This is a genomic window from Amycolatopsis sp. NPDC026612, assembly GCF_040638285.1.
Classification (GTDB): Bacteria; Actinomycetota; Actinomycetes; order Mycobacteriales; family Pseudonocardiaceae; genus Amycolatopsis.
The window spans coordinates 17938-32766 of sequence record NZ_JBEZYB010000038.1; the positions used below are offsets into that span (position 1 = coordinate 17938).

General features: G+C 73.2%; 12 protein-coding genes. 7 read left to right on the top strand and 5 right to left on the bottom strand.

Translation table 11 applies throughout. The annotated features are described in order from the left end of the window. Positions 1-78 precede the first annotated feature (78 nt). A complete protein-coding gene (locus tag AB0F15_RS28545) occupies positions 79-2415 on the top strand; it encodes a glycoside hydrolase family 2 TIM barrel-domain containing protein (protein ID WP_360276634.1) in 2337 nt (778 codons plus the stop codon). Between the two features lie 28 nt (positions 2416-2443). On the opposite strand, the gene AB0F15_RS28550 is transcribed toward AB0F15_RS28545, so the two are convergent. Beyond that, complete coding sequence (locus tag AB0F15_RS28550; RefSeq protein ID WP_360276637.1) at positions 2444-2806, bottom strand: DUF488 family protein; 363 nt, start codon at positions 2804-2806, stop codon at positions 2444-2446. Positions 2807-3180: 374 nt separating this feature from the next. On the opposite strand from AB0F15_RS28550, the gene AB0F15_RS28555 reads away from it, so the two are divergent. Further along, a complete protein-coding gene (locus tag AB0F15_RS28555; protein ID WP_360276640.1) occupies positions 3181-6162 on the top strand; it encodes a BTAD domain-containing putative transcriptional regulator in 2982 nt (993 codons plus the stop codon). A gap of 4 nt (positions 6163-6166) precedes the next feature. Here AB0F15_RS28555 and AB0F15_RS28560 read toward each other — a convergent pair whose 3' ends face one another. Then, positions 6167-7369, bottom strand: coding sequence for a phospholipase D-like domain-containing protein (locus AB0F15_RS28560; protein WP_360276643.1), 1203 nt, complete (start codon positions 7367-7369; stop codon positions 6167-6169). A 313-nt stretch (positions 7370-7682) separates the two neighbouring features. Between AB0F15_RS28560 and AB0F15_RS28565 the strand changes: the two genes are divergently transcribed. The 3 genes from AB0F15_RS28565 (at position 7683) to AB0F15_RS28575 (ending at position 10990) form a co-directional block, all read left to right on the top strand. After that, a complete protein-coding gene (locus tag AB0F15_RS28565) occupies positions 7683-7904 on the top strand; it encodes a hypothetical protein (protein WP_360276646.1) in 222 nt (73 codons plus the stop codon). A gap of 107 nt (positions 7905-8011) precedes the next feature. Then, complete coding sequence (locus AB0F15_RS28570) at positions 8012-10084, top strand: putative Ig domain-containing protein (RefSeq protein ID WP_360276745.1); 2073 nt, start codon at positions 8012-8014, stop codon at positions 10082-10084. A 42-nt stretch (positions 10085-10126) separates the two neighbouring features. Then, on the top strand, positions 10127-10990 hold the full coding sequence (locus tag AB0F15_RS28575) for a GNAT family N-acetyltransferase (protein WP_360276649.1): 864 nt from the start codon (positions 10127-10129) through the stop codon (positions 10988-10990). Here the strand turns inward: AB0F15_RS28575 and AB0F15_RS28580 are convergent. Further along, positions 10915-11271, bottom strand: a complete 357-nt coding sequence (locus AB0F15_RS28580; RefSeq protein ID WP_360276652.1) for an MmcQ/YjbR family DNA-binding protein — start codon at positions 11269-11271, stop codon at positions 10915-10917. The two genes, AB0F15_RS28575 and AB0F15_RS28580, sit on opposite strands and share 76 nt — an antisense overlap. 56 nt (positions 11272-11327) lie before the next feature. Here AB0F15_RS28580 and AB0F15_RS28585 point away from each other — a divergent pair, with 56 nt between their 5' ends. Then, positions 11328-12104 carry a fructosamine kinase family protein gene (locus AB0F15_RS28585; RefSeq protein ID WP_360276655.1) on the top strand — a complete coding sequence of 259 codons (777 nt, stop codon included), beginning with the start codon at positions 11328-11330 and terminating at the stop codon, positions 12102-12104. On the opposite strand, the gene AB0F15_RS28590 is transcribed toward AB0F15_RS28585, so the two are convergent. Both AB0F15_RS28590 and AB0F15_RS28595 read right to left on the bottom strand, forming a co-directional pair. Then, the gene (locus tag AB0F15_RS28590) at positions 12101-12763 is read right to left on the bottom strand and encodes an HNH endonuclease family protein (protein ID WP_360276658.1); all 663 of its coding nucleotides are present in this window, start codon (positions 12761-12763) and stop codon (positions 12101-12103) included. The two genes, AB0F15_RS28585 and AB0F15_RS28590, sit on opposite strands and share 4 nt — an antisense overlap. 93 nt (positions 12764-12856) lie before the next feature. Beyond that, positions 12857-13930: a hypothetical protein gene (locus tag AB0F15_RS28595; protein ID WP_360276661.1), complete on the bottom strand. Its 1074-nt coding sequence runs from the start codon at positions 13928-13930 to the stop codon at positions 12857-12859. Between the two features lie 37 nt (positions 13931-13967). Between AB0F15_RS28595 and AB0F15_RS28600 the strand changes: the two genes are divergently transcribed. After that, positions 13968-14807 (top strand): urea carboxylase-associated family protein, encoded by an 840-nt coding sequence (locus tag AB0F15_RS28600; protein WP_360276664.1) that lies wholly within the window; start codon positions 13968-13970, stop codon positions 14805-14807. Positions 14808-14829: the final 22 nt, after the last annotated feature.

Sequence of the window (14829 nt, forward strand, 5' to 3'; positions counted from 1 at the left end):
CCCGTGTAACCCCCGGGACCCCACACCTGATTCACAGGGGGAGACGCACGATCGGGTACGAGGCGCACGGAGGTCGTCATGGGCGGGGAGCGGCGGCTGTCCCGGCGTGGGTTCCTCGCCGCGAGCGGGGCCGCGCTGCTCGGCGCCGCCGTCGCCGGCTCGGCCGGGCACGCCGCGCCCGGCCCGGATCCGGCACAACTCGGCGATTTCTGGTTGTTCGGGCGGTACGACGACGGCTGCACCGACCTCGGCTTCGACGAGGTCGACCTCTCGCCGGTGCAGCTCCCCCACTGCGTGACGCCGCTTTCGTGGACCGGCTGGGACCCGGCGTCCTGGCAGGACCGGTGGATCTACCGCAAGCACTTCACGGTCACGACCACCGAGCGCCACACCGCCCGCTTCGACGGCGTCATGACGAACTCGGCGGTGTACCTCAACGGCACGCTCGCCGGCACCCACGAAGGCGGCTACCTGCCGTTCGAGGTGGAGCTGCCGGACGTCGTGGCGGGCGACAACGTGCTCGCCGTGGTCGTCGACGGGCGGTGGGCGCTGGACGTCCCGCCCAACCTGCCGCGCAGCGCGGGGCCGTCGGTGATCGATTTCTACCAGCCGGCCGGGATCTACCGTCCCGCCACGATCGGCGCGGTGCCGCGGACGCGGCTGACCGACGTCTTCGCCCGGCCCGTCGACGTCCTCTCCCCCGGCCGGTCGCTGCACCTGACGTGCACGCTCGACGCGCCCGTCGCCGCGGAGATCACCGCGTCGGTGCGGCAAGCGGGTCGCGAGCTGGCGCGCGGCACCGCCCCGGTGACGGCCGGCGGCACCACCGTCGAGTTCGACGTCCGCGAGCTCGGCGCGGTCCGGCTCTGGGACGTCGAGGACCCCGCCCTGTGCGACGTCGTGGTGACCGTCCGGGCCGGGCTCCGGGTGCTCGACCAGCGGGTGGTGCGGACCGGGTTCCGCGACGCGCGGTTCACCACCGAGGGCTTCTTCCTCAACGGCAGGCGGCTCAAGCTGTTCGGCCTCAACCGCCACCAGTGGTACCCGTTCGCCGGCGGCGCGCTGCCGGACCGCGTCCAGCGGCGCGACGCGGAGATCCTGCGCCGCGAGCTGAACTGCACCATGGTCCGCTGCTCGCACTACCCGCAGTCGAGCGCGTTCCTCGACGCCTGCGACGAGCTGGGCCTGCTGGTGTGGGAGGAGATCCCGGGCTGGGGCCACATCGGGGACGACGCCTGGCAGCGGCGGAACCTGGCGGACGTCACCGGGATGGTCGTGCGCGACCGCAACCACCCGAGCATCGTCGTCTGGGGCACGCGGGTGAACGAGGCCAACGGCACGACGGCGATGTACCAGCGGACCGGGCAGCGCGCCCGGCAGCTCGACCCGTCCCGGCCGACCAGCGGCGCGCTGGCCAGCGCCACCGGTGGGCGGTTCGCCGGCGGTGACGTCGAGATCCTGGCCTACAACGACTACACCGCCCGGCGCGGCGCGCCCTTCCAGCTGCGCCCGCCGCGGCCGGGGGTGCCGTACCTGGTGACGGAGACGATCGGCACGCTCGCCGGGGCCCGCGCCTACCGCCGCACCGACGCTCCGGCCGCCCGGCAGCAGCAGGCGGAGCTGCACGCGAAGGCCCACGACCTGGCCGCCGCCGACGACCGCTACTGCGGGCTGCTCGCCTGGTGCGCGTTCGACTACCCGTCGGGCTGGCTGCGATCCGTCGGCGGGTCGAAGTACTGCGGGGTGTCGGACATCTTCCGGATCCCCAAGCCCGCCGCGGCCTTCTACGCCTCCCAGTGCGACCCGCGGGTGCGCGCGGTCGCCGAGCCCGGCTTCGCCTGGGACTTCACCGACCGGCCGGGCGGGCCGGGTCCCGGCGCGACGATCTGGTCGAACTGCGACCGCCTGCTGCTGTTCCTCGACGACCGGCCCGCGGGCGAGGCCCGCAGCCGGCGCGGCGACTTCCCGCACCTGCGGTACCCGCCCTTCGCCGCCGACCTGACCGTGCCGAAGGGACGGCGGCCGCAGCTGCGCATCGACGGCTACGCGGGCGGTCGCCTGGTCCTCAGCCGTCGCTTCAGCGGCGACCGCGGCCGGGACGTGCTCAGCTGCGTCCCCGACGATCCGGAACTGCGGGCCGACGGCGGCGACGCGACCCGCGTGGTCGTGGCGGCGGTGGACCGCTTCGGGACGCTGCGCGCGGGCACGACCGGCGAGGTGAGCCTGACGCTGACCGGCCCGGGCGAGCTGATCGGCGATCCGACGCTGGACTTCGGCGCGACCGGCGGTGCGGCCGCGGTCTGGCTGCGCCCGGCGGCCGGCCCGTCGGGGACGCTGACGCTGACGGCCCGGCACGAGACGCTCGGCTCCGCGACGGCGATCGTCAAGGTGACGCCGGACGCGACGCACCCCTGAGCCGGCCGCCTCGATGGACGACAGGGGCTCAACCCTCGGTGAGCACCGCCGCGAGCACGGCCGCCTGGCTGATCGACGGTGCCCCGCTCGCCGTCAGCAGGGTCACCGGCCCGTCCCCGGCCAGCGCGCGCAACCGCGCCAGCGCGGCCATCCGGTCCGGCTCGCGCAGCTCGGCGCGGTAGCGCTCGGCGAATTCCGCGAAGCGGCCGGGGTCGTGGCCGTACCAGGTGCGCAGCTCGTCGGAGGGAGCCAGCCCGCGGTACCAGCCGTCGAGCACGACCGAGGTGCGGGCGGTGCCCCGCGGCCAGAGCCGTTCGACGAGCACGCGGACGCCGTCGGCGGGCCCGGCCGGGTCGGCCAGGCGCGCCACCCGGACGGCCGTGGGCTGCATGCGCGCATTCTGCGTCGGGCGGGGACCCGCCGCCACCGGAGAGCAGCGAGGGACCGTGCGCCCGGGCTACCGCCCCCGGGGGTAGCTGCCTCGGGCAGGAACCTTCCCGCCCGCGCCGGCGGCGCTCACGGGACCAGGCAAAAGGGCCACCACGGCGACCGTGGAGGGGTCGCTGTGGTGGCCCTACCCCCAGCTCGTGCCGCCCGTGGAAACGACAACCGAACCCGCCGGTTCCCCGGGACCGAGCCGGTGCGTGGACGTCGTCGGAAGCGTGTCCTGCAGCCCGGCCAGGATGGCGGACCGGGGCTGCACCACGCTTGCAGTACGCTTGCACGCCAGGCCACGACCGGGTGAACGCAAGCGGAGGTGACCGGGTGGAGTTCCGCGTCCTCGGCGCCGTCGAGGCCACGGCGGACGGCGCCCCGGTCGACCTCGGCTCCCGCAAGCAGCGCCTGGTCCTCGCCGTCCTGCTGCTCGAAACCGGCCGCCCGGTCGCCATGGACCGGCTCGTGGACCTGCTCTGGCCCGACGATCCCCCGGCCAGCGCCCGCAACACCGTCCAGGCGCTGATTTCGCGGCTGCGCGCGGTGTTCCGCGCCACGGGCGGCCCCGAGCTGGTCACCGAGGGGCACGGGTACGTCCTGCGCGCCGACCCGGACACCGTCGACGCCCACCGCTTCACCGCCCTCGTCCGCCGGGCCCGCGCGGCCGCCGACGAAGCCGCCGTCGCGCTGCTCGACGAGGCACTCGCGCTGTGGCGGGGCGACGCACTGGCCGGGACCGCCTCCGCCGCCGTCGCCGGGCGGCTGCTCGCCGGGCTGGACGAGGACCGCTGGACCGCGCTGGAAGACCGCATCGACGCGCAGCTGCGGCTCGGCCGGGGCCGTGCCGTCCTCGCCGAACTGACGACGCTGATCACCGCGCACCCCCTGCGGCAGCGGTTCGTCGGCCAGCTGATGCTCGCCCTGCACCGCGAAGGCCGCACCGACGCCGCGCTCGCCGCCTTCCGCGGCCTGCGCGCCCGGCTCGCCACCGAGCTCGGCCTCGACCCGGCGCCCGAGCTGACCCGCCTGGAAGCCGGGATCCTCGCCGCCGACCCGGCGCTGGACCCCGCGCCGGAGCCACCGCCCGAACCGGTGCGCCCGGCCCAGCTGCCCCACGACGTGCGCGGGTTCACCGGCCGAGCCGCCGAGCTCGCCCAGCTCGACGCACCGGCCGGCGCCGGCCCCGGGCCGGACATCCGCGTGGTCACGGGCACCGCGGGCGTCGGCAAGACCGCGCTCGCCGTCCGCTGGGCGCACCGCGTCCGCGACCGGTTCGCCGACGGCCAGCTCTACCTCGACCTGCGCGGGTTCGACCCGGACCACGAACCGCTCACGCCGGCCGTCGCGGCCGGGCAGCTGCTGCGGGCGCTGGGCACCGACCCGCGCGCGATCCCGCCGGACCCGGACGGCCGCACCGCGCTGTGGCGCTCACTGCTGGCCGACCGGCAGGTGCTGGTCCTGCTCGACAACGCCCGGGACAGCGCGCAGGTGACGCCGCTGCTGCCGTCGTCGGGCACGGTGCTGGTCACCAGCCGCCAGCGGCTCGGCGACCTCATCGCCCGCACCGGTGCGCGGGCGGTACCGCTGTCCGTGCTGCCGGCCGAGGACTCCCGGCAGCTGCTGGAAACCGTGCTCGGCCCACCCGCGGTCGCCGCCGAGCCGGCCGCCGCCGCCGAGCTGGCCCGGCTGTGCGGGCACCTCCCGCTGGCGCTGCGGCTGGCCGCGGCGAACCTCGGCGCCGGCGAGGCGTCCGGGATCGCGGAGCTGGCCCGGGAACTCGCCGACGGCGATCCCCTGACCGGGCTGAGCGTCGACGGCGCCGAAGAAAGCGCGGTCACGACGGCGTTCTCCGTGTCGTACCGGGCACTGCCCGCCGAGCACCGCCTGCTGTTCCGGCGGCTCGCGCTGGTGCCGGGCCAGACGTTCACCGCGCCGGTGGCCGCGCGGCTCGCCGCGGTCGCCGAAGGCCGGGCGGGCCAGCAGCTCAAGGCCCTCGCCGCGGCCAACCTCGTCGAACGGCACCTGCCCGGCCGCTACCGCTTCCACGACCTGCTGCGCAGCTACGCGGGCGACCGGGTCGCGGCCGACGACAGCGCCGCCGAGGGGGACGCGGCCCGGCGACGGCTGCTCGAGCACTACCTCGCCACGGCCGACGCGGCGGGGCGCCTGCTGATCCCGCACTTCCTCCGGCTGCCCCGGCCCGACCCGCAGCCGGTGTTCGACGGGACCGAGGACGCGCTGGCCTGGCTGGACACGGAGTGGCCGAACCTCGCCGCCGCCGTCGAGCACGCGGCGGCGCACGGCCCGCGCGAGTACGCGTGGCACCTCGCCGACGCGCTCCGGGCGTTCTTCCACCACCGCGGCCACCACACGGAGTGGATCGACACGGCCACGACGGCGCTGACCGCCGCCCAGGCCGCCGCCGACCGCCGGGCGCAGGCGGCGATGCGGCTGTCCATCGCGCTCGCCGGGGTCAACAGCGGCCGGTACGCCGAGGCTCGCGCCCACCTGACGACGGTGCTGGCCGACGGGCTGGCCGCGGAGTGGCCGGCCGGGCGCGCCGCGGCGCTGAACAACCTGAGCGCCGTGCACCAGCGGCTCGGCGACGCCCACGAGGCGATCGCGTGCGGCCTGGAGGCCCTGCGGCTGTGCGAAGAGCTCGCCATGCCCAGCGTCACGATGGCGCTGGCCAACCTCGGGTTCGCCTGCGGCCAGGTCGGGGACTTCGACGCCGCGCTCGGCCACTTCGCCCGCGCGCTGGAGATCGCCGAACGCGACGGCGCCCGGTTCAGCGTGGCGGTGCTGCTGGTCGACCTCGGGCACGTCCACCGCGACCTCGGGAACGCCGTCGCGGCCGAGTTCTACGAGCGGGCCCTGACCGCCAACCGGGAACTCGGTTACCAATACGGCGAAGCGGCGGCGCTGTCCGGCCGGGCCGTCATGGAGGCCCGGGCGGGCGACGCCACGCGAGCCCTCGCCGACGCGGCGGACGCGGTGGAGCTGACCCGCCGCATCGGCGACCGCGGCACCGAAGCGTCCGCGCTGGCCGCGCTCGGGGAAACCTGCCTCCGGCTGGACCGGGCGGCGGACGCGGTCACGCACCTGACGGCAGCGCTGGACATCGCCCGCGAAACGAGCTTCACGTGGTGCGAAGCGGCGGCGCTGACCGGCCTCGCCGAAGCGGCGCTCGCCGTGGGTGACACCGAAGTGGCGCGCACCCACGGCGAAGCGGCGGCCAAGCTCGCCGCCGAGGCGGGCTACCGGCCCCTGGAAACGCGGGCGGCGCGCACGCTCGAGAGCCTGACCGGCTGAGCCTTCAGCAGGTGCCGGTGGGCGGGGCGGAACACTTGGCGCGGGCCAGGATGGTGCTGAAGTTGTCCTGGTAGGCGGCGCTGATCGCCGCGTTCTCCACCTTGATCAGGATCTCGTCGTTGTCGCGCAGGGCCGCGCCGGAAACGTTGTGCGAGCCGGTGAAGACGAGCGCGCGGCCGGCCTTCTCGCTGTAGTTGCCCGTGTAGAGCATGTACTTCGAGTGCACGGTGATCTCGCGGTCGTTCACCGTCGTGCTGAACCGCTTGAGCGTCACGTTCGCCTTGCCCTTGAGGGCGGCGAGCGCCGCCGTGCCCATGTCGTCGTAGACGATCCGGACCTTGCAGCCCAGCTTGGCGATCCGCAGCAGCTCGGTGACGACCGGGGTGCGCGAGTCGGCGATGTTGGCCTGCACGACGTTCAGCGAGCAGCCGGCTTCGTACTTGGTGATCCACGTCAGCAGCTGCGCCCACGTGTCGGTGGCGAGTTCCTCGGCGGCGCCGCCCTTGGAGTCGGCGCGCGGCGAGAGGTAGCTGGTGACCATGCTGGTCAGCGTCTTGTGGTAGCCGGCGTCGGCGTAGTAGTTGTTGTTCTTCTTCTGCGCCAGCAGCTTTTGCATGTGCCCGAGGTAGAAGCCGTACAGGTCAGGGTCGCCGTAGGTCAGCAGGGCGTTGTTGAACATGTTGCCCTGCACCGAAGTCAGGTTGTAGGAGCCGATGACGACGACGTCCTTCTTGCCCTCGGTGTCGGAAAACATCCACAGCTTGTCGTGGTTGATCGAGTGCGGGCTGCCGTCGTGGGCGATGCAGCCGGTGTTGTCGCCCCCGGTGCCGCAGAACACCAGCTGGGTGAGCCCGGCGCTCTTGAGGATCGGCATCGCGGTGTTGGCCGGATCGTCGTCCGCGCCGCCGTCGAGCGCGATCCGCACCTTGACCCCGCGTGCCTGCGCTGCCTTGATCGCCTCGGCGAGCGCGGGGCGGGTCCAGCTGTAGAGGGAGATGTGGATCTCCGAACCGGCCGGGGCGCCGTCTGTCAGCCGGACCAGCCGGGTTTCGATGGAGTGGTCGCGGTCGCCGTTCTCGGGCGGGTTGTTGAAGATCGCTTCCATGCCGTTGCCGTCGACAGCCGGCGTCGCGTGCGCGATCCCGCCGCCGGCCAGCGCGAGCAGCGCGCCGACGGCCACGGTCAGCGCCTTGAACTTGGGGGCCATGTCTTCCTCCCGGTCGGAAGGCGCCAAGTTCCCAATCCGGTGTACAAGTTCCGTACATCCGGACGGTGGTGCTCCACATCCGTCCGAAGTGGATGTTCGCATCGGAAGCCGCGACACCCGAATTCAGCTTGCACGGCAATGATTCCTACGAATACCGCGGATGGCGCCCAGCCGGGTTCCGAGGAACGCCGCGCGCGGCGGCCGCCAGGGCCGTCCGGCCCGGAAAGGCGGTTCCGATAAGCCATGGCGCCGGGCGTCCGTCGGGTCTAGAAAGGAACACCGTCCACCGTTCCCGTCCGGAAGGGACTCGCTCGTGTCCGTCTTCATCGCCGTCCTCCTCGCGCTGGGTGCCGGGCTGCTCGTCGGCAGCCGCGTTCACAGTGCCCGCGAGGCCCGCGCCAGCTACTCCGCCTACCGGGCCCGCACCGCCAAGGGGTTCGGGGAGATGATCCGGTCCGCCGTCTCCGCGTGCCTCGCGGTCGCCGGCGCCGTCGCACTCCTGGTCATCCTGCTGAACGTGCTCCAGCAGGGCTGATCGCGGAACCCGACTCATGGCGGGTTGTTGCGGCGTGAGCCGCAGAGGACGCTTTTCAAGGCTCCCACGGGCGGAGCCGGGAAAGGACGACCTCCATGAGATCGAGGGTGCTTTCTGCTGCGCTCGGCGTGGCCACCGGCCTGCTGGGCACAGTCATCGTCGCCGCGCCGGCCCAGGCCGCCGTGGTCTGCGGTGACCAGATCGTCGGCAACGGCGGGTTCGAGAGCGGCACCACGCCGTGGACCCAGACCACCGGGGTCATCTCCGCCGCCACCACGGCGGAACCCGCGCACAGCGGCACGACGGTCGCCTGGCTGGACGGCACCGGCAGCACACACACCGACACCCTGTCCCAGACGCTGACGCTCCCCTCCGGGTGCGCGTCGGCGACGCTGTCGTGGTGGTCGCACATCGACACCAAGGAGACGACGACCAGCACGAAGTACGACAAACTGCTGGTCCAGGCGGGCTCCGACACCCTCGCCGGCTACTCGAACCTCGACAAGAACACCGGCTACGTCCAGCGCACGGTGGACGTCTCCCGCTACCTCGGCCAGACGGTGACGCTGACCATCACCGGCACCGAGGACTCCAGCCTCGCCACGAACTTCGTCCTCGACGACTTTTCGCTGACCACCACCGGGACGAGCAACCCGCAGTCGCCGGTCGTCACCTCGCCGGGCGCCCAGTCGGGTGCCGTCGGCCAGGCCGTGTCGCTGCAGGTCCAGGCGAGCGACCCGCAGGGCGACACGCTCACCTACAGCGCCACCGGCCTGCCCGCCGGCCTCACGATCGGCGCGAGCACGGGCAAGATCACCGGCACGCCGACGACCGCGGGCACGTCCTCGGTGACCGTGACGGCGAAGGACCCGGCCGGCAACAGCGGGAGCGTCACGTTCGGCTGGACGGTCTCGGCGGCGCCCGGCGACTCGACACGCACCCCGGTCAACCCGGCGTACACGGTGAACCTGACCTCGAACACCGCGGGCGACACGTGGACCGGGCACCAGAGCGTCAGCTTCACCAACGGCTCGTCGACCGCGTTGCCGGAGGTGTACCTGCGGCTTTGGGACAACTACCACGGCTCCTGCCCGACGACACCGATCACCGTCACGAACGTCACCGGCGGTACGCCGTCGGCGCTGAGCGTGAACTGCACCGCGCTGAAGGTCACGCTGCCGGCGCCGCTGTCGCAGGGTCAGTCGGCGACCATCGGCTTCGATCTGAAGATCGTCGTGCCCAGTGGCGCCGACCGGTTCGGCCACGACGGCGCGTACAACATGATCGGCAACGCGCTGCCGGTGCTCGCGGTCCGCGACGGCGCGGGCTGGCACCTGGACCCGTACACGAACAACGGCGAGTCCTTCTACACGGTGATCAGCGACTTCGACGTCACGCTCGTGCACCCGACGACCCTGCTGACGCCGGCCACCGGCACCTCGGCCGAGACGACCAGCGGCACCACGACCACCACGCACGCCGTGGCGGCCAAGGTGCGGGACTTCGCGTGGGCCGCCGGGCCGTTCGCGAAGATCGCGACGACGTCCGGCAAGGGCGTGCGGGTCAACGTCTACTCGGTCAGCGGGATCTCGACCAGCAGCGCCAACCAGATGCTGAGCCTGGCCGCCGACTCCATCGACGTCCACTCGGGCCGCTTCGGCGACTACCCGTACGGCGAGGTGGACGTGGTGCTGGACAACAACTTCTGGTTCGGCGGCATGGAGTACCCGGGCTTCGTGATGGACCTCGTCTCGACCACGGCGCTCCCGCACGAGCTGGCGCACCAGTGGTTCTACGGGGTCGTCGGTGACGACGAGTACAACTCGCCCTGGCTCGACGAGAGCTTCACCGACTACGCCACCGACCTCTACCGCGGGATCACCGGCAGCGGCTGCGGCATCACGTGGCAGTCGAGCGCGGAGAAGCTGACCAACTCGATGGCCTACTGGGACGCGCATTCGTCCCGGTACTCCACGGTGGTCTACAACTACGGCAAGTGCACGCTGCACGACCTGCGGCGGCTGATCGGCGACACGGCGATGGCGAACCTGCTGAAGTCGTACGCGCAGTCGCACTGGTACGGCGTGTCGACCACGGCGGAGTTCAAGGCCGCGGCGCAGGCGGCGGCCGGGTCGACCGACCTGACGTCGTTCTGGGCCTCGCACCGCGTGGAGGGCTGAAACCGGTTGGAGTTCCCCGTCCACGTCCGCCACTGTGGGGACATGGACGGGGAACGGCTTTTCTGCGACGTCGGCTTGGCCCGGCGCATCGAACACGCGGAAGCGCGGTTCGTCGGCGCCTGCTGTGCCGCCGCTCAGGAACGACTCGGGGACGATGCCGGCTTCACGCGCCCGCTCGCCGACGGCATCGCGAGCTTCGCCGAGGCGGGCTCACCGTTCAACAAGGTCGCGGGCCTCGGCTTCGCCGGCCTGCCGGACGTCGACGAGCTGGCTGGGATCGAGGCGGCTTTCGCGGCGGTGGGTGCGCCGGTGCAGGTCGAGCTGTCCCAGCTCGCCGACCCGTCGGTGGGCGCGTTCCTGACCGCTCGCGGATACCGGCTGGAGTCCTACGAGAACGTGCTCGGGCGGCGGATCGGTGACGGTGACTCCCCCGGCGACGTCCGCGCCTGCCGGGACGACGAGCTGGAGACCTGGCTGGCCGCGGTGGCCGAAGCGTCCGCGGTGGCCGACGAGCAAGGCCTCCCGTCGCACGAGGACTTCCCCCGCGAGCTGCTCGTCAACGCCCTGCGGGACATGGCCGGGGTCCGGCGGTACCTCGCGGAGCGGGATGGCTCGTTCGCCGGTGGCGCCAGTTTCCGCGTCACCGGCGGGATCGCGCAGTTCACCGGCGCCGCGACCATGCCCGCCCACCGGCGCCGCGGCGTCCAGACCGCGCTGCTGCAGGCCCGGCTCGCGGCGGCCGCCGAGGCCCGGTGCGACATCGCCGTCGTCACCACCCAGCCGGGATCGAAGTCGCACCAGAACGCGCAGCGGCAGGGGTTCGACCTGCTCTACGCCCGGGCGATCCTGGTGAAGGGCACTTCCTCGACGAGCTCTTCCGGTGCGGACAGCCGCCAGGCTTCGTAGAGGAGCTCGGCGAGCTCGTCGGCGTCGATGCCGTCGAGGTACACGACCACCCAGCCGAACCCGCCCGCGGTGAACTGCACCTCGAAGACGTCCGGCCGTTCCGACACCAGCGCGAGCTGCTCGGACACGGTCTGCTTGAGACCGACGGTCCGGGTCCGCGGCCAGAAGTAGCCGAACCGCTTGCCGCGCACGCTGAACGACGAGTAGTCGCGCGCTTCCGACCGCTGGACCTCCGCCAGCGCGCCGATCAGCTGGTCGAGCTTCCGGACCTGCACCGTCACCGTCGTCCCCCTTGTTCTCCGGCGACCACCGTAGCGCGCCGGTAGCGTGGGCCGACATGAGCGAGCCCGGAGGCGTCCGCGAAGCCGTCCTCGACGACGGCCGCGAGGTGGTGGTCAAGCGCGGTCACGCTCCCGGCGCGGCGGCGGCCGAGGCCGCCGGCCTGCGCTGGCTGGCCGCGGCGGACACGGTGCCGGTACCCACCGTGCACCGCCACGACGACGACCACCTCGTCATCGACCGCGTCCCGGCCGGGCGGCCGTCGGCCTCGGCGGCGGAACGCTTCGGCCGCGGGCTCGCCGGGTTGCACGCCGCGGGCGCCCCGGCGTTCGGCGCCCCGCCACCGGACGGACCGGCGGAGGCGTGGATCGGCCGGGCACCGATGGCCAACGTCCCGGCCGGCGACTGGGCGTCCTGGTACGCGTCGGACCGCGTGCTGCCCTACGTCCGGCTGGCGGTGGACGCGGGGACGTTCGAGCCGTCCGAAGCGGCCGTGTTCGAGCGGGCCTGCGCGCGGATCCCGGCCTCGGCCGAGCCGCCCGCGCGGCTGCACGGCGACCTCTGGAACGGCAACGTCCTGTGGGACGGGCGCGAGGCGTGGCTGATCGACCCGGCCGCGCACGGCGGGCACCGCGAGACGGACCTGGCGATGCTGCACCTGTTCGGCTGCCCGCACCTCGACCGCGTCGTCGCCGCCTACGACGAGGCGACGACGCTCGCGGACGGCCGGCGCGACCGGATCGGGCTGCACCAGCTGTTCCCGCTGCTGGTGCACACCGTCCTGTTCGGACAGTCATACGCCGCGCAGGCGGTGGCGGCGGCACGCTCGTTCTAACAGCGGTCCAGCATCGATTCCAGGGCCTTCTTCTCCGGCACGGTGATCGTCAGGCCGTAGTTGCTCTTCACGACGATCCAGTCGGTGGCGTAGGCGCACCAGTACGAGACCAGCGGCGGCTTCCACGCGTCCGGGGCCTTGTCGCTCTTCTGTTCGTTGAGGTTGTCGGTGACCGCCTTCAGCTGCGGCCGGATGAGGTCGTTCGCGAACTGCTCGCGCCGTTGCCGCGTCCAGGACTTCGCGCCGCTGATCCAGGCCTGCCCGAGCGGCACCATGTGGTCGATGTCCACATCGGACGCCTTGTGCCAGGTCTCGCCGTCGTAGGGGCTGACCCACGTACCGGACTTCGCCGCGCACTGCGCGTCGGTCTTGACGTCCTTGCCGTCGCGCTTGAGCACCTGCTCCCGGACGTCGCAGTTCGCGTCGACCTTGTCCCAGTGCGGGAACTCGTCGCGGCTGTAGCCGTCCATGGTGCCGCGCACGGCGACCTTCAGCGCCGCCAGCTCGCTCCGCGCCTCGGTGGGCGGCACCCGCGGGGCGGCGACCGTCCCGGGTGCCTGGGTCCCGGCCCCGGATGCCAGCCCGTCGGGAACCTTGCACGCGGTGAGGGACGAACCCGCGAGGACGGCCAGCAGGACAAGCGCTCGGGTGCGCGGCATCGTGAACCCCTTTCAGGTCTACCGGGAGGTGCCCAGCCGACGCGCCCGGGAAACGGTGCAGATGGCCTAGTTGACGCGAAACGATCGGGGCAGTCAGGAGCCGTGGAAGACCTGCGCGACGAAGACCGCGGCGACGACGCCCACGGCAACGAGCACGGTGAGCACGAAGACGAGGCCCCACGGAACCTGCCGGATCAGCCGCGGCCGGGGGAAGGCGGCCGAGCCGGGCCCGCGCGGCACCGGGATCCACGGACCAGGATCGTCATCGGCCGCGGCGGGCGGCGGCGGTTCCGTGAGCACGGGGAGGGCGGGAAGGACGGGGACGACGGCGGGCAGTTCCGGCAGCCGCGAGAGCGCCGGAAGCCGCGCCGGGAAGCCATCGGCGATCAGGACCGCGCGCGGTGGGGCCAGGTGGGCGAGGGAAAGGGCGTAGCAGGCGTCGAGGACGTCGTCGGCCGACCAGACGGTCCGCCACCGGTTGTGCTGGGCGATGATCCGCCGCAGGCCCCGCGAGTCGGCCAGCACAACCGCAACACCGGGCACGGCCGCCGCCGCCGATCGCTCCGGCCAGGACTCCGACGGGGCCACCATCGGCTCCGACCCGGCCACCACCGACGCTCCTGCCTGGTCCGATCCGATCGCCACCGGCTGAGGCCGATCCCCCGCCGGGATCTCCGCCGCTCCGGAACCGTTGCCCGGCGCATCCACCGGCCGCGGCACGACCGCGACCAGGCCCGTCACATGGCGGCCTCCTTCGTGCCCGGCGAGCGCGCTCTTCGCCGCCGCGACCGCGGCTCCCGTCCGGTTTCCCGGGCCCGGCCACTCCGCCGGATCCGGTTCGTGCGCGGCGATGACCACCACTCCGTAGCGGGTGAAGACGAGCGCATCGACGAAACGGGGGCCCAGCCGGCTCGGCAGGGTGATGCCCGCCAGCGTCAGCCCCGTCAGGTGGTCCGGCCCGGGGCCCCACGACCGCAACAGCCCCAGCAAATGCTGCGCCGCCGCGGGGAGCGGCCGGTCTTCGCCGGTGCGCTGGAGCGACACGAGCACGCCGGTGACCCCCTCCCACGACGAAGCGGCGAGCACTTCTTCGACGGTAAGAGGCAACCGCGCCGCCACCCAGCAGCCGAACGAGTGGTCGATCACCACCGTGCGTAGCCGCGGCATCCTGGAGGGGCCACTCCACCGACGAGGGAGACCGCCGATGGCTTCACCCCCAGCCGCGTACCGAGGCTCCGCCCTCGATGTCGACCGGCCCTTCTACCGGCGGCTCGCCGGGGAAAACGGCCGGGAGCTCGTCGAGGCATTCGAGGTCCCGATCCGCTCGGGACGCGCGTGGCGGGTGCCGCGCGGGCACCTGTGCCGCCTGCGGACCGTCGACGGGCCGCAGGTCGGCGACCTCAACCTGTGGCACGCCGACGACCCGCGCGAACGGTTCTGGGCTTCGCGCACCCGCCAGCTGCAGCGCGCCCACGTCAGCACCTTCGACCGCCTGTGGTCGACCCTGCCGTTCCTGCGCCCGCTGGCCACGATCACCGCCGACACCCTCGCCGGTTACGGCGCCGACGGTGACGGCGGCCGCGTCCACGACCTGCTCGGCACCCGCTGTGACCCGTACGTCAACCGGCTGCTCACCGGCGAGGACTTCGACTTCTGCTGCCACTCGAACCTGGTCCGCGCGGTCGCCCCGTTCGGGCTCACCGAGTTCGACGTGCACGACGTCCTCAACGTCTTCCAGTGCACCGGCCTCGACGACGAGGACCGGTACTTCATGAAGGCCTGCCCGGCGCGCCCGGGCGACCACTTCGAGTTCTTCGCCGAGGTCGACCTGCTGTGCGCGCTGTCCACCTGCCCGGGCGGCGATCTGTCGGTGCCGCTGTGGGGCCCGGACGCCCGCGACCCGATCGACACCTGCCGCCCGCTCGGTGTCGAGGTCTTCAAGCCACCGGCGGAACTCCTCGACGGCTGGGCACCCCCGGCGCGCGCGGCCTACCGCGGGCTGCACGGCGTCCGCCTGCCGGAGTGGACCGAGCGGGCGCCGTAGTCACCGATCCACAGTGGACTGC